Origin of the sequence: Devosia sp. A16, from assembly GCF_001402915.1 — a bacterium.
Lineage (GTDB): Bacteria > Pseudomonadota > Alphaproteobacteria > Rhizobiales > Devosiaceae > Devosia_A.
Genome location: NZ_CP012945.1, coordinates 1,835,322 through 1,855,592 on the forward strand (window position 1 = coordinate 1,835,322; position 20,271 = coordinate 1,855,592).

The following is a 20,271-nucleotide window of genomic DNA, read 5'->3' on the forward strand; positions in this document are numbered from 1 at the left end:
ATCAAGGCGCGCCGGCCGGGCCGTCCAGCGCAGACAGATCGATGTCCATCACCATCCGCACCAGCTCGGCCAGGCTTCGGGCCTGCATCTTGCCCATCAGCGCGGCACGATACACCTCGACCGTGCGTGGGCTGATGCCCAGCTCGCCCGCAATCAGCTTGTTGGGCAGGCCGTCCACCACGCCCGCGAGCACCTGCCGCTCGCGCTCGCTGAGGCTGCGCAGCCGGTCGCGCACCCGCTCGCGCCCCTGTTCGGCGTCGACCTGCGAGGTCGCGAGGTCTACGGCACGCCGGATCGACTCGACGATGGTCTCGTTGCTGAACGGCTTTTCGATGAAGTCGATGGCACCGTTCTTCATCGCTTCCACTGCCATCTGCACGTCGCCATGCCCGGTCACGACGATGGACGGCATCATGTGACCGGAGGCGCGGAGCCGGCGAAGCAACTCCACGCCATCCATATCGGGCATCCTCAGATCGGTGACGAGACACCCGTTGCGAATGCCGCCGGCCACCTCGAGGAACGACTGCGCGGTAGCGTGGGTGCGCACGGCAAACCCCGACACATCCAGCAGAAAGGCCAGTGAACTGCGCACGGCCTCTTCGTCGTCGACGATGTGCACCACCACGTTTGCACTACTCACCCTGCATCTCCTTCACGATGGGCAGGCTGAACGAGAAGGTAGCCCCTCCCGACTGGTTGCGCGAAACCGAAATCTCGCCGCCATGCGAACCGACGATGCGTTGGGAGATCGACAGCCCGACACCCATGCCGCCTGGTTTGCTTGTAACGAAGGGCTGGAACAGGCGGCTGGCAACTTCTTCTGAAATGCCAGTGCCGGTATCGGCCACCTCGACCAGCAGCCGATCGTCTTCTTGCCGGGTGCTGACGGTCAGTTCCCGGGTCTGGCTGTCGGTCATCGCCTCCACCGCGTTCCGCATCAGATTGGTCAGCACCTGCTGAATCTGCACCCTGTCCACGACAACCAGGCTGTCGCCGGGGCCGAACTCGAAATGCGCCCTGACACCGCGTTCGCGCGAGCCCATCAGGGCCAGCGCTCCGGCTTCTTCGACCAGTTTGCGCATATCCTCCGGCCGTCGCTCGGTATCGCCGCGGGTAACGAACTCGCGCAGGTGCCGGATGATGTCGCCGGCGCGCAGGGCCTGCTTGGCCGCCTCGGTCAGGGCGCCGCGCATCCGCACCGCATATTCCTCGCCGACCTTGTCCAGCATCATGGCGCAGCCCTGGACATAGTTGGCGATGGATGCGAGCGGCTGGTTCAGCTCGTGCGCCAGCGTCGAGGCCATCTCTCCCAGTTCGTTGAGGCGCGCCAGTCGGGCCAGCTCGCCTTGCGCCGCCTCGAGCTGCGCCGCGCTCTCCTGCCGTTCGGTGAGGTCGCGGATGAAGCCGGTGAAATGGCGTTTGCCGGCGATCCTCGTTTCTCCCACCGCGAGGGTCATCGGAAAGGTGGAGCCGTCCTTGCGGCGCCCCACGACCACCCGATCGACGCCGATGATGCGCTTCTCGCCGGTGGTAAGATAGCGGTCGATATAGCCGTCATGCTGCTCGCGGTAGGGCGATGGCATGAGCATGCGCACGTTCTGGCCGATCACTTCCTCGGGTTGATAGCCGAACTGCCGCACGGCCGCCTTGTTGAAGGATGTGACGGTGCCATCGGTCTCGATCACCACGGTGGCATCGGGAACGGTATCGAGGATCGATTGCAGGTGGGCCTCGCGCGTCTGAAGCGAGGCCAGCGTTTCGGCCTGGCGGCGAAGCGAACGGTGCAGCATTCCGCCCAGCCAGGCCACGATCGCGCCTACCAGCACGAACAGGCCGATATTGACCCCGACCGCCAGCGCGGACTCGGAGGGGTCGAACAGCAGGTAGAGTACCGCTGGAGCCGCAATCAAGGTCGCGAAGACGCCAGGCAGCAGGCCGCCCAGCATCGAGGCCACCAGCACCGCCGGAACGAAGACCAGCCCGACCGCGGAACGCGGCACCAGTTCATCGAGGGCGTAGCGCACCATGAAGATCGCGAGGACCATGAACAGGGCCACCAGGTAAGGCGCCCACCTGCCCTTCGCTGCGCCGTCAACCGCCATGCTGTCGTCCCGCCAATGCGCGATATCGTCAAGCCGCTCCCGAGGCGACAATCTCCGATCGAGCCACGCCATGGCAGACTAGTGAGACGCCCCGGTGGGGGCAAGCTTTGACGTGCCGGCAAATCGAGCGGCAGTGACCGCCAGCCAGAGCATGAAGCCGCCGATCGTCAGACGCTCGAGCAGCCCCGCGATCGGCCACCCGGTCGCCGTCGCAACCCCGGCGACCGCCCCCGACAGGGTGATGACCAGCAGGCAGAGGGCACAGAACCTCGCCATCCGGCGGTCTCCGGCGCGGCGCCAGGCAATAGCGGACAACAGCACGGCGACGATCGTCGATATGCTGGCCACCGCAGCGAGCCCCAGATGCACGACGCCATGCGCCGATATCGGCACCCCCCGCATGTCCATGGCAAACGGCCACATCAGCAGCCCGGCGCCGGCCGTCACCATGAGGGTGGCAAAGACCGGTCGCCAGTTGCGTCCGGCCAAGCTCCAGCCGACGCCGGCAAAGGCCGCGAGCAGCAGGTTGTAGAGGCCGAAGCCGGCCTCGATCCACCTGATGCTGGGGCGTCCGGCCGCGGTGAGGGCGCTGATCGGGTCGGCCACCGGATCATATCCGGGCAGCACCGCCCCGGCGGCCAGCACAGTGACGACATAGAGCAGCGGCGCTGCGATGCCTCCCCACAGCGCAAGATGTTCGAGGCGGCTCAATGCGACACCAGCACCGGCACGGGGGCCGAGCTCAGGACTTCGCGGGTCGCCCCACCGAGCAGCCACTCGCGCAGCCGCGAATGGCCATAGGCTCCCATGACGATGAGATGCGCGGCAGTCCTCGCGGCCTCGTTGAGAATGGCGGCGCCGGTGTTGGTCCAGCCATCGATGATGTGGACGTCGGCCTTGATGCCGTGCCGGCTCAGGTAGCGACCGACATCCTCGTCCGGCGCGTTGCCCTGCTCCTCGGGCGCGCCGAGGGCTTCGTCGACGATGGCGACGACCACCGACTTCGCGCGCTTCAGCAACGGCATCGCATCGGCGACGGCGCGGGCCGCCTCAGGGGTGTTCTTCCAGGCAAGCAGCACGTTCTCGCAGACGGAGCGGCGCTGGTACGACGGCGGCACGAACAGGCAGGGCCGACCCGACTGGAACAGCACCGCCTCTTCGATCGCCTGTGCCTTGTCCGGATCGCCGTAGGGGCGTGTCCCGACGAACAGGTCGGACTGGCGTACCAGGTTCGACATCGCCTCGCCCGCCTGGCGCGGATAGACGTCGAGCCGCCTCACCTCATAGGGCAGGCCGAACCGGCGAAGGTCTTGATCGGCCGCCTTGACCGCTGCCTCGGCTTCGGCCTCGGACTGCGCCACCAGTCGCCGCAGGAAGGCCGAGCCGCTCGGATCGGTGATGGCGAGCACCTCGGGCAATTGGTGCAGGTAGATCCCGGTCAGACGCGCATCCAGTGTCCGCGCAACTGCCGCAGCCTCGCCGATACGGAAGGCGTCCTCGCCCGAGCCGGTCAGGTGAATGGCGATATCGTTGATCACGCCGACCTCTATTGCGCGACGAAGTGGCTGCCGATGAAATAGGGCCAGATGAACAGGGCGAGCACGCCCATCCAGAACTGCAGCTTCAGGTAGCCGATGGTGAAGAGCCAACCGGCAAACCACAGCGCGCCAAGCGAGCTGTGCTGTGTGACCTGTATCCGTTCCATGTGAGCCTCCAAACCGTCTGAGCGCATGTTGTCCAGACACGGGCTGCCGGATTTGATTTCCGTCAAACCGCGGCTCCGGCTCTCAGTCGGCCGGCGAATTCGGCGATCTTCTCGCTCAGGGCAGGACCGCGCACCTCCTCCTCGCGGAAGATCCGGCTTGCCTGCCCCTTCGATCCGGCGGCGACCTGCATCTCGGCCAGGGCCGGCTCGGGCGGCGAGCTGGGGCTGGTGCCGCGACAGGTAAGAAAGACGGCGGTGGCGTCTGCCGCCGGCAGCTTCTGCATCGCGCTCAGCACCGGCGGCGCCGCGCGCGCCGCCCAGACCGGGCCGCCGACCACCACCAGGTCGTAATGCGCATCGCGGGGCGCGACGACGGTCACGCGTGGACGGTGCCGTGTGAAGATGTCCCAGGCCATGGCGACGGGCCCATACCAGGCGAGGTACGTCTGGCAGGTGATCTCGGCCAGTTCGGCGCCCAGTTGCTCGGCGAGCGCCCTCGCAACCTTCTGCGTGTTCCCGGTATTGGAGTAATAGAGCACCAGCGCTGTCATCTTCGGTCTTCCCGCGTTTCACCCACGGGAGCACGGCTCATCGCAGCCCGGCTTGATCTGGCTCAAGTCGCAGGGGCGCCCGCCGTGAAAAGGAAGCCTGCAGTTCCTGCAAACGAGCGGATGGCTATTCGGCGACCGCTCTCATCCCAGCGGTAGACATGACCATTCGGAACCTCGAGCAGTGCTTTCGTCCCAAGTCCGTCGCCGTGGTGGGGGCCTCGCAACGTTCCCAATCGGTCGGCGCGATCGTGCTCCGCAATATCCGCGCTGGCGGGTTCGCGGGCGCCATCTACCCGGTCAATCCAAAATACGAGCAGATCGAGGGCATGGCCTGCTACCGCAACGCCGCGCAACTGCCCGAAGCGCCCGACCTGGCGGTGATCGTGACCCCGCCCCGCGCCATACCCGGCGTGATTGGCGAGCTCGGCAGCCGCGGTTGCAAGGCGGCCGTGGTGATCACCGCCGGCGTCGACGCGACGAGTGGGCTCAGGCAGGCCATGCTGGACGCGGCCCGGCCGCACCTGATGCGTGTCGTCGGCCCCAACACCATCGGCATGCTGTCGCCGCTGGTTTCGCTCAACGCCAGTTTTGCGCATCTGCCGGCGATGGCCGGCCGGCTGGGCCTCATCTCGCAATCGGGCGCCATCGTCAGCTCGATCGTCGATTGGGCAGCCGCCGAGCGGCTCGGCTTCTCCCAGTTGATATCGCTGGGCGACATGGCCGATGTCGATGTCGGTGACTGCCTCAACTGGCTGGCGATGGACGCGGCGACCTCGACCATCCTGATGTATCTGGAATCGGTGCCCGAACCGCGCAAGTTCATGTCCGCCGCGCGCGCCGCCGCCCGCCTCAAGCCGGTGATCGCGGTCAAGCCCGGCCGGCATGGCGAGGCGGCCCGGGCCGCGATGACCCATACCGGCGCCCTCACCGGCTCCGATGCGGTGATCGAGGCCGCGCTCGGCCGCGCCGGCGTCATCCGGGTGCGGAACCTCGAGCAACTGTTCTATGCCGCCGAGGTCACGACCCGCTTCCGGCCGCTGAAGTCCGGCCGTCTCGGCATCGTCACCAATGGCGGCGGCGCCGGCGTGCTCGCCGTCGACGACCTGCTCGATCTGGGCGGCAGCCTCGCGACCCTCGGGCCCCGAACGATCGCGACGCTCGATGCGGCGCTGCCGGCGACATGGTCGCATGCCAACCCGGTCGACATTATCGGAGACGCACCACCCGATCGTTACACCGCCGCCGTCTCGGCCGTCGCGGCCGACGCGGCGGTCGACGTGGTGCTGGCGATGAACTGCCCGACCGCCCTCTCCTCCCCGCTCGACGCCGCCCTGGCCGTCGCCGGGCTCGCCAGCAACGGCACGATCGCCGGCAAACCGACGATCGGCTGCTGGCTCGGCAAGCAGACGGCCGAACCTGCCAGAAGCGCCCTGCGCGAGCGGGGCATCGTGGCTGTCGACACGCCGGCCGCGGCCGCCCAGGCGGTGGATTTCCTCACTCGCTGGTCGCGACTGCGCGAGCGGCTGGAGCGTGTCCCCCCAAGCGCCGGCACCGTGCAGAGCGACGCCGAACCGGTGCGATGCATCCTCGGCCAGGTTGCGCGTGACGGCCGGACGGTGCTGACCGAGCCCGAGGCCAAGGCGGTGCTCGCCGCCTACGGCATACCGGTGCCGGAAACGCGGACGGCCACGACCGAACAGGAGGTGGCCGACATCGCCACCGAGCTGCTCGGGCGGCACGACACCCTGGTGGTGAAGCTGCTGGCTCGGCAGGTCACCCACAAATCCGACATCGGCGGCGTGGTCCTCGACCTGACGAGCCCGGAGCTGGCGCGCAAGGCCGCGGCAGCAATCCGCGCCAGGGCTTCGGCAGCCGGGCTCGCGGCGTTCGAGGGGTTCACGGTGCAGCCGATGATCCGCCGGCGGCACGCCCACGAGCTGCTGGTGGGGCTCAACACCGATCCGGGCTTCGGGCCCGTCATCGTCTTCGGCGCCGGCGGGGTTTCGGTCGAAGTCGTGCGCGACACGGCAATGGGCCTGGTGCCGCTCGACGAGGTGCTGGCGGGCGACCTGATCGATGCGACCCGCATCTCGCGGCTCATGGCGGGCTATCGCGACCAGCCGCCGGCCGCGCGGCCGGCAGTGATAGCGGCGCTGCTCTCGCTCTCGCAACTGGCGATCGAGCAACCGGGCATCGTGGCGATCGACATCAATCCGCTGTTGGTCGACGAAAGCGGCGCCGTGGCGCTCGATGCCCGCATCGAGATCGCACCCGACCGGCTCGGCGAGCCCGGGCCCAACCGGCGGCTGGCAGTTCGCCCCTACCCCTCGGGCTGGGAGCAGCGTGTCGACTGCGCCGGCCGCCGCTTCAACATCCGCCCGATGCGACCCGCGGATGCGGCGCTCTATCCCAGATTCCTCGAACGCGTGACCGCCGAGGACCTGCGTTTGCGTTTCCTCACCCCGATGCGGACGCTCTCGCAGGAAATGATCATCCGGCTCAGCCAGCTCGACTACGATCGCGACATCGCGTTCGTCGCGCTCGAAGCCCAAACGGGAGACCTCGCGGGCATCAGCCGGTTCGCCTCCGATCCCGACCACCTGAGCGCCGAGTTCGGCATCATGGTGCGGAGCGACCTGCACGGATTGGGGCTGGGCACGGCGCTGATGCGCCAGTTGCTCGACTATGCCCGGGCGGATGGGCTCGCCACGATCGAGGGAATGATCCTGAGGGAGAATGGCACCATGCTCGACCTCGCCGCCCGCATGGGGTTCTCCCAGGTTCCCGACAGCGAGCCGAACGAAACCGTCAGGGTGAGGCTGCAGCTCGGCTAGAGCGCCCGAACCTCCCCTTGGGCTCAGAAGTCGCCGGCCATTTCGGGAGCGGGCTCACGTGCCTTGGGCTCCTCCGGTCCCTCGGTCATGGTCGCCTCGGTCAGCAGCAGCGTGCTGGCGACGCTCACCGCGTTCTCGAGACCGACCCGCACCACCTTGGTGGGATCGACGATCCCCACCTGCAGCAGGTCGACATAGGCCTTTTTTGCCGCGTCGAACCCGATGGCCCCCGTGCTTTCGAGCATCCGCGAAACGACCACGCCGCCATCGACCGCAGAGTTCTCGGCGATCTGTCGCGCCGGCGCCTCGAGCGCTCGCCGCAGGATCTGCAGCCCGGTGCGCTCGTCGCCCTCGGCTGCCGCGATCTCGGCATCCACAGCCGGGGCGCAGCGCAGCAGCGCCAGCCCGCCACCGGGCACGATGCCCTCGGCCACGGCTGCCTTGGTGGCGCTGATCGCGTCGTCGAGCGCGTCCTTCCTGGCCTTCATCTCGGCCTCGGTGGCGGCGCCGACGCGGATGACGGCAACGCCGCCGGCCAGCTTGGCGAGCCGCTCCTCGAGTTTTTCCCGATCGTAGTCGCTGGTCGTCTTCTTGATTTCGCGGCGCAGTTGCTCCGCCCGCCCGGTGATCGCCGCCTTGCTGCCCTTGCCGCCCACGATGGTGGTCGAATCCTTGTCGACCACCACCCGGGTGGCCTTGCCGAGCATCTCGATCGTGACGTTTTCGAGCTTGATGCCGAGATCGTGCGAGACGACCTGTCCCCCGGTGAGGGTGGCGATGTCCTCGAGCATGGCCTTGCGCCGATCGCCGAAGCCGGGCGCCTTGACCGCACAGTTGCGAAACGTGGCGCGCAGGGTGTTGACGATCAGCGTCGCCAGCGCCTCGCCCTCGACGTCTTCGGCCACGATGAGCAGTGGTGCGCCCGACTTGGCTACCGCTTCGAGCAGGCCCAGCAGGTCGGTGAGACCGCTTACCTTGCCGTCGACGATCAGCACCAGGGCATCCTCGAGCACCGCTTCCATCCGCTCGGGATTGGTGACGAAATAGGGCGAGATGTAACCGCGGTCGAACTGCATGCCCTCGACCACCTCAAGCGTGGTCTCGGTGGTCTTGGCCTCTTCGACGGTGATCACCCCCTCCTCGCCCACCTTGTCCATGGCGTCGGCGACGATCCTGCCGACATCGGCGTCGTTGTGCGCCGAGATTGCCGCCACCTGCGCCTTCTCCTCGCGATTGCGGATCGGGCGGGACAGCGCCTTGAGCGCCGCGATCGCGGTTTGCGCCCCGCGCTCGAGTCCGCGCTTGAGATCGACGGCACTGGCCCCGGCGACGACGTTCCGCACGCCATCGGCGAACATGGCATGCGCGAGAACGGTCGACGTGCTGGTGCCGTCGCCGACGATGTCGCCGGTCTTTTCTGCCGCCTGCCGGAGCATGCGCGCGCCCAGGTTCTCCTCGGCGTTCTTGAGGCTGAACTCCTTGGCGATGGTGACCCCGTCATTGCAGACGATCGGCGCGCCCCACTTCTTTTCGATGAGCACCGATTTCGAGCGCGGCCCCAGGGTAATGCTCACCGCATCGGCCAGTTGCGTGGCCCCCCGGAGGATCCGCTCGCGCGCTTCGGACCGAAACAGCACCTGCTTGTACGGCATGGCCACATTCCCCTGCTGGATTTGCCGCCAGTGTGGCGTCAACGCGCCTGGCCGGTTTTGATCGGCATCAAGTGGCATCCGGCGGAACTTGACCTCGATCAACCGCCACGGCCCGCCCCACCCTAGGCTGCATCGGCCGCCAACCGGCTGGGGAGCGATAAGGTGAACACGATCGAAATGGAGCTTCTATCCGGCCTGACCAGCGCCGAGGCCTGGCGCAGACTCGGCGTGTATGGCCCCAACAGCCTGCCCTCCGCCCGTCCCCCGACGTTGCGGGATCGGCTGCTGCGCCTGGTGCGGGAGCCCATGCTGATCCTCCTGCTGCTGGCGGCGGCCATCTATTTCGTTCTCGGCAGCATGGCCGAGGGCATCATGCTGATGCTCTTCGCCCTGTTCAGCATCTCGCTGATGCTGATCCAGGAGCGGCGGAGCGAGGACGCCCTCGCCGCGCTGCGGCAGCTCGCCGCCCCGATTGCCCGGGTGAGGCGCGACGGCGAGGACATGCGCCTCCCCGCTGCAGACCTGGTGCCCGGGGATCTGGTCATTCTCAACGAAGGCGAGCGCGTCCCCGCCGATGGCGTCATGCTGTCGGCCACCCAGCTGGCCATCGACGAATCGCTGCTCACCGGGGAAAGCGTACCCGTGGACAAGACGGTGTCGCCCACCGGCAATCGGGTGTTCGGCAGCACGCTCGTCGTCAGCGGCCACGGTATCGCCCGCCTGACCGAAACCGGTTCACGCACCGAAACCGGCAAGCTCGGCTCGTCCCTCGCGCGCATCGTGCCCGAGCAAACGCACCTGCAGCAGGCGACAGGCCGGCTCGTCCGCATCTTCGGCATCCTGGCCCTTGTCGTGTGCGGCGGCCTGGCGGTCTATTACGGGCTGGCGCGGCAGGATTGGACGCAGGGCATCCTTTCCGGCATCGCGCTCGGCATGGCGATGCTGCCCGAGGAATTCCCGGTGGCGCTGGCCATCTTCCTCGCCATCGGCAGCTGGCGGTTGGCGCAGGTCGGCGTCCTGGTGCGGCGCGCCGCGGCCGTCGAGGCCCTCGGCGCGACGACCTGCCTGTGCGTCGACAAGACCGGCACCATCACCGAGAACCGCATGCAGCTGCGCTATCTCGACGACGGCGCGACGCGGCTCGACGCGCGGCAGAAAGCCGTGCTGCCGGCCAGCTTCGTGCCTCTGCTGCGATACGCCCGCTATGCCTCCCGCCGCGGCGGCTACGATCCGATGGATCTGGCAGTGTTCGACCTCGCGGACAGCGTGCTGGCATCGGACCTCGACGAAGGCTTCGGACTGGAGCGGGAATACGGGCTGACGACCGCCCTCCTGGCCGTTTCCCAGGCGTGGCGCGACAGCCATGGCCGGCTGTTGGTGGCCACCAAGGGCGCCCCCGAAGCGGTGCTCGGCATGTGCCCGATGCAGGCTGAGGACGCCGCCTCGATGCTGGACCGCGCCCACGAGCTGGCAAGGCGCGGGCTGCGGGTACTGGCGGTGGCGGAGGCCGACTGGGACGCTGAGGGGTTACCCGACGATCCGCGCCAGTTCGCTTTCCGCTGCCTGGGCCTCCTCGCCTTCGAGGACCCGGTGCGCGCCAGCGTGCCGGCTGCGGTGGCCGCCGCCCATGCAGCGGGCGTTCAGGTCAAGATGATCACCGGAGACTTTCCGGCCACCGCCCGCAGCATCGCTGCCGATGCCGGCATTCCTCACGCCGAAATCGTCACCGGCGAGCAACTGCAGGACGCCGGCCCTGACCAGCTGCAGCAATGGGCCCGCACGGTCAGCGTCTTCGCCCGGGTGCGGCCCGAGCAGAAGCTTCAGCTGGTCGACGCGCTGCAGGCCAATGGCGAGACGGTCGCGATGACCGGGGACGGCGTCAACGACGCGCCGGCGCTCAGATCCGCCGACATCGGGATCGCCATGGGCAGGCGCGGCACCGATGTAGCGCGCGAGGCCGCCGGAATCGTGCTGCTCGACGAGGATTTTGGCCGCATCATCGAGGGAATCCGGCTGGGGCGTCGGATCTTCGATAACCTGCGCAAGGTCATCATCTACATTGCTGCAGTGCACGTCCCCATCGCCGGACTGGGCTTTCTTCCCGTGGTCCTCGGCCTGCCCGTCATCATCTGGCCGCTCCATGTCGTGGTCCTGGAAATGGTCGTCGACTCGATGTCCTCGCTCGCCTTCGAGGACACGCCGCCGGAGCCCGACATCATGTGCCGTCCGCCGCGCCGGCGCAGCGAGAGCGTCGCCGCGCTGCCGCAGCTGTTCTATGGCCTCGCACAAGGCACGGCGGTGCTCGTCGCGGCGTTCGGCATCTATGCGGGCGCCCTGGCTATCGGAGTCGACACCGATGTCGCGCGAGCCATGACGATCGTGACCACCATCATCGGCAACCTCGGACTGGTGCTCAGCAACTCGAGCCAGCACTCGCTGTTCACCGGTACCCTGCCCCGCCCGCAGCCATTGTTCGTACCCATTGCCGGCGCTACGCTGACCCTGATCGTGCTGGCCCTCTACGTTCCGGCGCTGCGCGGGATCTTCTATTTCGGCCTGCCTTCCGTGATCGAGCTGGCTGTCGCCGCCGCCGCTGCCCTGAGCGCCTTCGTCCTCGTAGAGGCCGGCAAACTGCTGGCGCCGGTACGGCGGATCGTCGGCGCCTTCTGAGCCCTGGAGGTTTGAAATGCGTGCCATGCGGTTGCACAAGGTCGGCAGTCCCCTGGTGCTCGACGACATCCCCATCCCCACCCCGGCGCCGGACGAGCTGCTGATCAGGGTCACCGCCTGCGGCGTCTGCCGCACCGACCTGCACATCGTCGACGGCGACCTGCCGGCGCATCGGCTGCCCCTTGTGCCGGGGCACGAGATCGTCGGGCTCGTGGCGGCCGGTGCGGCGGGCTTCGCCGTCGGCGACCGGGTCGGCGTGCCCTGGCTTGGCGGCACCTGTGGGCAGTGCAGGTTCTGCCGCGCCGGACAGGAGAACCTCTGCGACCGGCCGCAATTCACTGGCTATGACCGCGATGGCGGCTATGCGGAATACTGCGTCGCCCGCGCTGCCAACTGCGTGCCCCTGCCGCCCGCCGGGGACGACTCCCACCTTGCCCCCCTGCTCTGCGCCGGGCTGATCGGCTTTCGCTCCTACCGGCGGGCCGGCGAGCCGCAGCGCCTGGGTCTGATGGGCTTCGGCGCGGCGGCCCACATCATCACCCAGTTGGCCCATGCCGACGGCGTCGCGGTCTACGCTTTCACCAGGCCCGGCGATACCGGCGGCCAGTCCTTCGCCCGCGGTCTTGGCGCCGTCTGGGCCGGTGGGACCAACGAGCACCCCGCCGAAAAGCTCGATGCGGTCATCATCTTCGCGCCGGCAGGCGAGCTCGTACCGCTTTCGCTGCGGCTGGTGCGCAAGGGCGGCCGGGTCGTCTGCGCCGGCATCCACATGAGCGACATCCCGACATTTCCCTATGCCGACCTGTGGGGCGAGCGGGAGATCGCCTCGGTGGCAAACCTGACCACGGCGGACGCCACCGAGTTCTTTGCCCGCCTCGCATCGCTGAGACTGGAGACGACGGTGACACGCTATCGTCTGGACGACGCCAACCGGGCTCTGGCGGACCTCAGGTCCGGCTCCATCAAGGGCGCCGCGGTGCTGTCGCCCTGATGGCCTGAAGGAGCCCCTTCCGATGCTTGACCTCGATCAAGAGGCCCGCGGCGGTCGACTGACATTCTCGGCCGACTGCGGAAGGAGAAGTAGCATGCGCGTCAAGGACAAGGTTGCCGTCGTCACAGGAGCGGGCTCCGGCATGGGGCTGGCCATTGCCAGGCTGTTGGTCGAACAGGGCGCCAAAGTCCTCGCCGCCGATTGGCACGGCGAGGCGGTGGCAACGGCCGCGGCCGCGATCGGTGGCAGCATCGTGCCGATGACCGTCGACGTGTCGGACGAAGCCCAGTGTTCGGGGATGATCGACCGCGCGATCGCTGAATTCGGCCGCCTCGACATCCTGGTGAACAATGCCGGCGTGATGGACCTGTTCGCTTCTGTCGCAGATGTCGATAATCAGACCTGGCGCCGAGTGCTCGCAGTCAACCTCGACGGGCCGATGTTCGCCATGCGCCGCGCCGTGCCCTTGATGCTCGGACAGGGCGGCGGCGCCATCGTCAACATCGCGTCGGTTGCTGGCCTGGGTGGAGGGTCTGCGGGCGCGGCCTACACCGCGTCGAAGCATGGGCTGATCGGCCTGACGCGGAGTACGGCATTCCAATATGCGAAATCCGGCCTCCGCTGCAACGTGGTGGCCTCCGGCGGGGTGTCGACCAACATCATGCAAAGCGTCGATCAAGCCCGTCTCGATCAGGCGGCGCTTGCCCGGCTCGGCGCCTATCACGCTGTCAACCCGGGTATGCTGGAGCCGATCGATATCGCCAACGTCGTGCTGTTCCTCGCCTCCGACGAGGCCCGCCACATCAACGGCGCCGTGCTGCCCGCCGACATGGGATGGACCAGCGCTTGAGCCGGATGCGACGCCCGTGGGGTCGGCAGGCAGGATAAAGGATTCTCTTATGACCAGGATGAAGATCCATACCGAAGATCATCAGGTCGGTCGTGTCGGCTGGCTCAGGGCCGCAGTGCTCGGCGCCAATGATGGAATCGTCTCGACCGCAAGCCTGATCATCGGGGTTGCGGCAGCCTCGGGGGACAAGAGTGCCATTCTCGTCGCGGGGGTGGCTGGGCTGGTCGCCGGCGCCATGTCGATGGCGGCTGGGGAGTATGTTTCGGTGAGCTCGCAGTCCGATACCGAGACAGCCAGCCTGGCCAAGGAAGCCTGGGAACTTGCCAACCAACCCGCTGCGGAGCATGCCGAGCTCACCGCGATCTACGTGGCGCGCGGGCTCGACGAGCCCCTCGCCGCGCAAGTCGCCAACCAGCTGATGGCCAAGGATGCCCTCGGTGCTCACGCCCGCGACGAGCTTGGGCTGTCGGAGGTCTCCACCGCGCGCCCGGTACAGGCAGCGCTTACCTCGGCCGTGACCTTTTCGGTGGGGGCGGCGTTGCCGCTGCTTGCCGTGCTGGTGGCGCCGAGCGCCTGGCTGATCTGGGCGGTCGCCCTTGCTTCACTGGTGTTTCTGGGGGCACTCGGCGCCATCGGCGCTGCCGCGGGCGGGGCTTCGCCGTGGAAGCCGACCGCCCGGGTCGTGTTCTGGGGCGCCCTCGCCATGCTGATCACGGCCGCCATCGGCGCCCTTTTCGGCACGGTCGTCTAGGGCCAAGGCCTCGCCCCGTTCAGTCAGGCGTCGTAGCCCTCCAGAGGGTCATCATCCTCCTCCTCGTCGTCTTCGCGATGGCGCGACGGCTTGGCCTTGGCGGCAACGAGGTCCTCGGCGGTGCAGAGCACCGTGCCGTTGATGCGGCGGCCATCCGGCAACATGAAGGTGCCCTCGGCCTCACTGCCCACTCCGGCGGCGCGGCAGTGGTCGTAGATGAGGTCGGGCGTGAGCTGGCCGCGGATGTCGGCCGCGGCGGCCGGCAGCGCGCCGAGCAGACAGATCCCGCATGCCGTTGCAGCGAGCCTAGCGATAGTTCTGGTCATGGTAGCTCCTCCTTTCAGGGGCCGGGGTGGTCGGTCGATCAACGTCGGTCGGATCGATGCCGCGCTCGGCGAACAGCACCTCGAGGTCGAGTGTCGATGCGAGTTCGCTACCGCGTTCGGGACCGAGGACCATCAGGGCGGTTGCCCAGGCATCCGCCTGCATTGCGGTCGCGGCGCGTACGGTTACTGAAGCCGGGCCGTTGCGGAGCGGAACCTGCCGCCGCGGGTCGATAGTGTGGCTGTAGCGGTCACCGCGGAATTCGACCGCATGCCGGTAGTCGCCCGAGGTGGCAAGCGCCGCTCCGGTGATCTCGACCACCCCGTCGGCGGCGCGACGCCCGAACTCGGGACGCTCCACGGCAACGCGCCAGCCGGAGCCATCCGGTTTGGGCGCTCCGGCCCGCAACTCGCCGTCGATCGCAACCAGATAGCGCTGGATACCGTGACTCTCGAGCACGCGGGCCAGTTCGTCCACGCCATAGCCCTTGGCGATGCCGGAAAGGTCGAGCCTCATCGGGCTATGCTTGCGCACGCGTCTGCCGACAAGATCCAGTTCGATGGCAAGATGCGCCGGCACGCGCCCTACGACACCCGCGGCCGCGATGGCGTCGGGGTCCGGCGCGCCTGTACCGGGACCGAAGCCCCATGCAGAGACGAGCTCGCCGACGCCGATATCGAAGGCGCCGCCGGAAACCTGTCCCACCTGCAGGGCTGCCGCCAATACGGTCGTCAGTTGTTCGGGCACGTCGATCCAGGTCCCGACCGGGGCGCCATTGAGCAGCATCAGGTTGGACCCCGGCTTCCAGGTGGACATCTGGGCGTCGACAGCATCGACACTCTGCTGCAACGCCTCATGCAGCTCGGCCAGCGGTCGATCCGGCCTGCCGAAGAACACTGCCGAGTAGCGGGTTCCCATTGTAGGCCCGTTGAGAGTCAGGCGGACCAGCCCGGTTTCAGTAAGCATCTTCAAGATAAAGTCCCCGCCGTTTGAGGGTGTCGACGGAAAGGCCCAGCGGCGCGAGGCAGGCGTCCATCGCCTCGCGGACGCCGCTCGCCATGTCGCGGCCGCCACAGACCATGATCTGAGCGCCTCGCTCGACCAGCTCGCGGACCCGTGCCCCTTCCTCGAGCAGGCGATCCTGCACGTAGCCGCCGCCCAGCACGCGCGAGAACGCGGTCGTGAGCGAGGTGAGGCGCCCTTCGGCCAGCGCTTCCTGCATCTCGTCGCGATAGAGGAAATCCGATCCCGGATCGCGGGCGCCGAAGAACAGGTGAACGGGGCGATGCCGGTTGCGGCGAACGAACCCGGCGAGCGGGGCGACGCCTGCCCCCGCCCCGACGAGGATCAGTGGTCGACGGCTGCGGTTGGGCCGGAAATCGGGGTTGCGCCGGATAAAGGCCTCCACCGTGTCACCCGGCACGAGCGCATGCAGAAACTCCGAGCAAAGGCCGCTCGCCTGTTTGCGGACACAGATTTCGAGCACGCCCTCCGACGAGGCGCTGGCTATCGAATAGTAGCGCGGCACATCGCTGCCCGGTGGCAGTATGCCGACGAGATCCCCCGCTTCGAAACGGGGCAGCTTCTGGCGTCCGAGCCTGAGCCTGCGACTGCGCTCCGGCATGGTGAACCGCAGCATCGCGACCGGGGCCTGCACCTCGGCCCCGAACAACGCACGCTCATCCAGCACGAACTGGCTGGTGCGCGGGCGGGGTGGCACGTGGGAGAGCGCGAGCGCAAGGCCGAGCCGCTCGCCCAGGATATTGCCCCAGGCGGCGAAATCGGCAGGGGACTGGCGGTCAATGCCATAGACCGGCAGAAACGGCTCGAGCCCGCGCTCGGCCAGCGCGGCCTCGACACTGGCGGCATAGCCGCAGAACTGTGGAAAGCTCTGGTCGCCGAAACCCAACACGGCGAAGGCAGGCCGCGAACTGAACGATCCGAGCCGCGTCAGAAACTGACGCGCCGAGGCAGGCGCCGTTCCGTCACCGTAGGTGGCGGTGAGAACAAGCAGGCGGGCCGCCCCGGGATAGGAGCGGCGAAGATCGTTCATGCCGGCAAGGTGCACGCGGTGGCCGCAGGCAACGAGCCCCTCATGGAGGTTGGCGGCGAAGCCCCAGGTGCTGCCGGACTCGCTGCCGACCAGGATGATGGTATCGGCATCCCGCCACGACGCATTGTGCACAACGCGCGGCATGCTGCGGCGACGCAACCACCAGATCGCCGAACCGGTGAGTGCCAGGGCCGGCGCGGTGAGGGCGCCCACACCGAGCAGCACCGCCAGCACCGCAGCCCCCTGGCCGGTATGGAGCATGTAGATCAGCTCGTAAGCCTGCTGCCACACGCTGTTGGGCGTGAACGAGAGCAGCGCGCCCGTCGACTGGTCGACATAGCCCTCGCCGGAGCTGGTGGTGACGGTGAACACATCGCCGGGATCGTTCGCGGCGGGAAAGACCAGTTCGCGCAAGTCACTGAGCGGAATGCCCGCCAGCCCATCGAGCGAGGCAATGGGAGCCGGGGTTCCGCCGCTACCGCTCGGCGCGAAGGAGAACTCCGCGCCGGAGCTGGGGAGCAACTCGAAATAGGCCGCCGACATATAGATACCGGTGGACGCGGTGAGGAGGAGCGCCAGTACTGCAGCCCGGGCGAGGCTGGTGTGCAGTCGTTGCGCTCCGCTACCGCGAGGTGTCGCCAGAAGCTGCCGCCAGCCGCCCATCTTGCGGACCAGCAAGCCGATGCCACTCACGGAAAGAACCAGGATGGCGAGCGCGCCGACGCCGGCGATGCCGTGGCCGGCCGGGCCGAGGAAGAGCGAACGGTGCAGCTCGGAGATGAAGGAGAATATCGGTGAAGGGGCATAGGCGCCGACCACGGTCCCGTTCGAGGGATCCACGATCACGGCGCTGCGGCTCGCGCCCTCGCGGCCATAGGCAACGAGCTGGCCCGACGCCAGCCGCACCAGCCGCTCGAGCCCCGGTACCGCATCGTTTACCCGCGCTGCAACGGCGGCGACGCTGGGCGTACCGACGCTCGGTGCGGCGCCGATTGTCTCCAGCACCGGCTGCAGCGACAGCACGAAGCCGGTGATTGCCATGAAGGTGACCAGAGCCAGGCCCAGGAGGCCGGCCAGAGCGTGCAAGCGGCGCATCTGTCTTGCCTACATGCTGATCGACAGCTTGCTGACGTAGCCGGTGCCATCGACCGTGCCTGGCGCCGATGTCACGGCGATCACGGCGTCGTCGGAGTATTGGCCGCCATCCTCGATTGCCGTATCCACGTGCACCTGGTAGCCGGCATCGATCAGCGTGTCGGCCAGACTGGCGTGCACGGTCAGCGTTTCGCCGCCACCGACGCTGGCACCGGTGATGCCGTCGAGGTTGAGCGAACCGGCCTGCGATACGCCCTGGGCCCAGCCGCGCAGCGCGCCATAGTACCTGGTCTTGTGCCCCGAAACCCAGAGCGTCGACTGATAAGCCCCGGACGGATCGGTGAGATAGACCGCCAGGTAGGCGGGACGTCCCGAGTAGCGCACCATCTGCGCCTCGATGGTCACATCCCGGGCCCAGGCCGTGGCCGGCGCCACCAGCGCGGTCGCCAGCATCAGCATCGCGGCAAGCTTCTTCATCTGCCGAACTCCATAATATGCAAACTCTGCTGGAGGTTCGAACATGCCAACCTGACGTCAGGCTGAAGCCGCTGCGATTTCTCGTTCAGCTTGGCGTAAGGTTGCGCGCCTAGGTGCAGCCAAGGAGCTCGGGACGCCTTGCGCATATTGCTGATCGAGGACGACCACGTACTGGGCGCGGCCATCCGCGACTACCTGCTATCGGCCGGCCATGCCGCCGATTGGATGCAGCGGATCGACGATGCGCGGCATGCCCTCGGTGGCGTCCCCTATGAACTGGTCGTGCTCGACCTTGGCCTGCCCGATGGCCGTGGGCTCGACCTGCTGCGCGAACTGCGCACTGCCGGCAATGCCGTGCCGGTGATCATCGCCACCGCGCAGGATCAGATCGCCGTCCGCGTCGAAGGCCTCAATGCCGGAGCCGATGATTATCTGGTCAAGCCATTCGATCTGGCCGAAATGGCCGCTCGCATCGCTGCTGTCGTCCGCCGCTATGGCGGCAGCCCCATACCCACCCTCGTCGCCGCGGGGGTCGCTGTCGACCTCGCGCACCGCCGGGTCAGCGTCAATGGCAAGCCGGTCGGCCTCACGGCCCGCGAATGGGCAGTCCTGGAGCGGCTGCTTGCGCGCCGCGGCGCGATCGTCACCAGATCGGAAATTGAGGATTCGCTCTACGCTTTCGGCGCTGAAATCGAAAGCAACGCCGTGGAGGTCTACATCAGCCGATTGCGCAAGAAGCTGGGACGGGAGTTCGTCCACACCAACCGTGGGCTCGGCTACCAGGTGCAGCAATGAGCCGCCGCCCGTCTATCGCGCTGCAACTGGCGCTCGGCCTCAGCGCCGGCATGGCGCTGCTGTGGGTCGGCGCGGCCAGCATCTCGGCTGCAGTCATGCAGCGCGAACTCAACGAAGCCTATGACGACAGCCTGCGCGAGAGCGCGCTGCGACTGCTGCCCCTGGCCGTGCACGATCTGCGGGAGCGCGACCACGGCATCGAACGATTGATCGTCGGTGCCGAGCAGGAAGACGGTGATGGCGATGATGACGACCACCCCCGGAGCGGCGTCGCGCACGACGCGAGCTTCACTTATCTCGTGCGCGACGGGGACGGGGCTCTGGTGCTCCGCGACGAGCATGCGCCCGACGACATCGCCGTCAGCAGTCCGGCCGGTTTTGGCGAAATGAACGGGCAGCGGACCTTCACGCTCTCCGATCCCAGGTCGGGCTACTCGATCGTCATCATCGAGTTGAGCGATCGCCGCATCACCGCATTTCGCGACAGCATCGCGGCGCTCGGCCTGCCGCTATTGGCCCTCATCCCACTGATCGCGGGGGGCGTGTGGCTGGCCATGCGGCTGGCCTTGCGCCCGCTTCAGGCCCTCCGGCGGGACATCGCCCAACGCGATAGTCGCAACCTCGAACCGCTGCGCTCCGACCGGCACCCGGTCGAACTCGCGCCGATTGCCGAAGCGGTCGGCGCTTTGCTGGAGCGATTGAAAGCGGCGCTCGATGCCGAACGGGCCTTTGCCGCCCGCAGCGCCCACGAACTCCGGACCCCGCTCGCCGGTGCCCTGGCCCAGACGCAGCAGCTGGCCGAGGAACTTGCCAACAAGCCGGGGATCGAGCGCGTCCGGGAGATCGAGGCGGCCCTCAAACGGCTGTCGCAGTTGTCAGAAAAACTGCTGCAGCTGGCCCGGATCGAAGCGGGCTTCGCCAGGACGGACGACGAGATCGACCAAATGCCTGTGCTGAACATGGTCATCCGCGACATCAACGCCGGCACGGCCTGGCGCGACCGAGTGCAGTTCGACCCTGGCGCGGCAACGCGCCTGCCTGCCAGCATCGATCCCGATGCATTGGCCATCGTGGTGCGCAACCTCATCGAGAACGGCTTGAAGCATGGCTCGCCGTCGGCACCAGTGCGGGTGTTCGTTGTCCCATCCGGAGCCCTGCACATCCAGAACGAGGGGCCGCCGCTGGACGCCGCCGAGCTGGCGCAGCTCGGCCAACCCTTCGTGCGTGGCGGAACCACTGCGGACGGCAGCGGTCTCGGCCTGTCGATCGCGCGGGGAATCATCGAGCAGGCAGGAGGGCGCCTGACGCTCCACTCCCCCATCGACGGCAAGGATGACGGCTTCGATGCGGTGGTCGACCTGCCGCGCCGGGTGACGCAATGACCGACACCCAGCTCGCATCACAGCCCCGCTGGAGGG

At 67.9% G+C, this 20,271-nt stretch carries 18 protein-coding genes; 7 read left to right on the top strand and 11 right to left on the bottom strand.

All coding sequences use genetic code 11. From position 1 onward, the window contains the following. Window position 1: 1 nt before the first annotated feature. The 6 genes from fixJ to APS40_RS08940 all read right to left on the bottom strand — a co-directional run bounded on the left by fixJ (window position 2) and on the right by APS40_RS08940 (window position 4,361). Complete coding sequence (gene fixJ / locus APS40_RS08920; protein ID WP_055046712.1) at window positions 2-643, bottom strand: response regulator FixJ; 642 nt, start codon at window positions 641-643, stop codon at window positions 2-4. Next, complete coding sequence (locus APS40_RS08925; protein ID WP_055046713.1) at window positions 636-2,105, bottom strand: PAS domain-containing sensor histidine kinase; 1,470 nt, start codon at window positions 2,103-2,105, stop codon at window positions 636-638. The genes fixJ and APS40_RS08925 overlap by 8 nt, the downstream gene beginning before the upstream one ends. A gap of 78 nt (window positions 2,106-2,183) precedes the next feature. Continuing rightward, entirely contained in the window at window positions 2,184-2,816 is a 633-nt protein-coding gene (locus APS40_RS08930) for a DUF998 domain-containing protein (protein ID WP_055046714.1), read from the bottom strand. Further along, on the bottom strand, window positions 2,813-3,643 hold the full coding sequence (locus tag APS40_RS08935; RefSeq protein WP_055046715.1) for a universal stress protein: 831 nt from the start codon (window positions 3,641-3,643) through the stop codon (window positions 2,813-2,815). The genes APS40_RS08930 and APS40_RS08935 overlap by 4 nt, the downstream gene beginning before the upstream one ends. A gap of 8 nt (window positions 3,644-3,651) precedes the next feature. Beyond that, window positions 3,652-3,810, bottom strand: a complete 159-nt coding sequence (locus APS40_RS25170) for a hypothetical protein (RefSeq protein WP_197279466.1) — start codon at window positions 3,808-3,810, stop codon at window positions 3,652-3,654. 62 nt (window positions 3,811-3,872) lie between these two features. Beyond that, complete coding sequence (locus tag APS40_RS08940) at window positions 3,873-4,361, bottom strand: flavodoxin family protein (protein ID WP_055046716.1); 489 nt, start codon at window positions 4,359-4,361, stop codon at window positions 3,873-3,875. Between the two features lie 158 nt (window positions 4,362-4,519). Between APS40_RS08940 and APS40_RS08945 the strand changes: the two genes are divergently transcribed. Next, a complete protein-coding gene (locus tag APS40_RS08945) occupies window positions 4,520-7,195 on the top strand; it encodes a bifunctional acetate--CoA ligase family protein/GNAT family N-acetyltransferase (protein WP_055046717.1) in 2,676 nt (891 codons plus the stop codon). Between the two features lie 23 nt (window positions 7,196-7,218). On the opposite strand, the gene groL is transcribed toward APS40_RS08945, so the two are convergent. Next, a complete protein-coding gene (gene groL, locus APS40_RS08950) occupies window positions 7,219-8,847 on the bottom strand; it encodes a chaperonin GroEL (RefSeq protein ID WP_055046718.1) in 1,629 nt (542 codons plus the stop codon). Window positions 8,848-9,009: 162 nt separating this feature from the next. Between groL and APS40_RS08955 the strand changes: the two genes are divergently transcribed. From APS40_RS08955 to APS40_RS08970, 4 genes are all read left to right on the top strand, one after another. Beyond that, window positions 9,010-11,517: a cation-translocating P-type ATPase gene (locus APS40_RS08955; protein ID WP_055046719.1), complete on the top strand. Its 2,508-nt coding sequence runs from the start codon at window positions 9,010-9,012 to the stop codon at window positions 11,515-11,517. Between the two features lie 16 nt (window positions 11,518-11,533). Continuing rightward, window positions 11,534-12,508, top strand: a complete 975-nt coding sequence (locus APS40_RS08960; RefSeq protein WP_055046720.1) for a zinc-dependent alcohol dehydrogenase family protein — start codon at window positions 11,534-11,536, stop codon at window positions 12,506-12,508. 94 nt (window positions 12,509-12,602) lie between these two features. Further along, a complete protein-coding gene (locus tag APS40_RS08965; protein WP_055046721.1) occupies window positions 12,603-13,358 on the top strand; it encodes an SDR family oxidoreductase in 756 nt (251 codons plus the stop codon). Between the two features lie 49 nt (window positions 13,359-13,407). Then, a complete protein-coding gene (locus tag APS40_RS08970; RefSeq protein ID WP_055046722.1) occupies window positions 13,408-14,109 on the top strand; it encodes a VIT1/CCC1 transporter family protein in 702 nt (233 codons plus the stop codon). A gap of 23 nt (window positions 14,110-14,132) precedes the next feature. Here APS40_RS08970 and APS40_RS08975 read toward each other — a convergent pair whose 3' ends face one another. Genes APS40_RS08975 through APS40_RS08990 form a run of 4 tightly spaced genes read right to left on the bottom strand, consistent with a single transcriptional unit; the run spans window position 14,133 to window position 18,058 of the window. Continuing rightward, window positions 14,133-14,435, bottom strand: a complete 303-nt coding sequence (locus APS40_RS08975) for a hypothetical protein (protein ID WP_055046723.1) — start codon at window positions 14,433-14,435, stop codon at window positions 14,133-14,135. Next, on the bottom strand, window positions 14,416-15,351 hold the full coding sequence (locus tag APS40_RS08980) for an FAD:protein FMN transferase (protein WP_082434285.1): 936 nt from the start codon (window positions 15,349-15,351) through the stop codon (window positions 14,416-14,418). Before APS40_RS08980 ends, APS40_RS08975 begins: the two co-directional genes overlap by 20 nt. A 37-nt stretch (window positions 15,352-15,388) precedes the next feature. Beyond that, a complete protein-coding gene (locus APS40_RS08985) occupies window positions 15,389-17,581 on the bottom strand; it encodes a PepSY domain-containing protein (protein ID WP_055046724.1) in 2,193 nt (730 codons plus the stop codon). Between the two features lie 9 nt (window positions 17,582-17,590). Next, window positions 17,591-18,058 carry a DUF2271 domain-containing protein gene (locus APS40_RS08990; RefSeq protein WP_055046725.1) on the bottom strand — a complete coding sequence of 156 codons (468 nt, stop codon included), beginning with the start codon at window positions 18,056-18,058 and terminating at the stop codon, window positions 17,591-17,593. 138 nt (window positions 18,059-18,196) lie between these two features. Here APS40_RS08990 and APS40_RS08995 point away from each other — a divergent pair, with 138 nt between their 5' ends. Together APS40_RS08995 and APS40_RS09000 are read left to right on the top strand one after the other, a co-directional pair. Next, the gene (locus APS40_RS08995; protein WP_055046726.1) at window positions 18,197-18,853 is read left to right on the top strand and encodes a response regulator transcription factor; all 657 of its coding nucleotides are present in this window, start codon (window positions 18,197-18,199) and stop codon (window positions 18,851-18,853) included. Beyond that, window positions 18,850-20,235, top strand: coding sequence for a sensor histidine kinase (locus tag APS40_RS09000; protein WP_055046727.1), 1,386 nt, complete (start codon window positions 18,850-18,852; stop codon window positions 20,233-20,235). The genes APS40_RS08995 and APS40_RS09000 overlap by 4 nt, the downstream gene beginning before the upstream one ends. Window positions 20,236-20,271 lie beyond the last annotated feature (36 nt).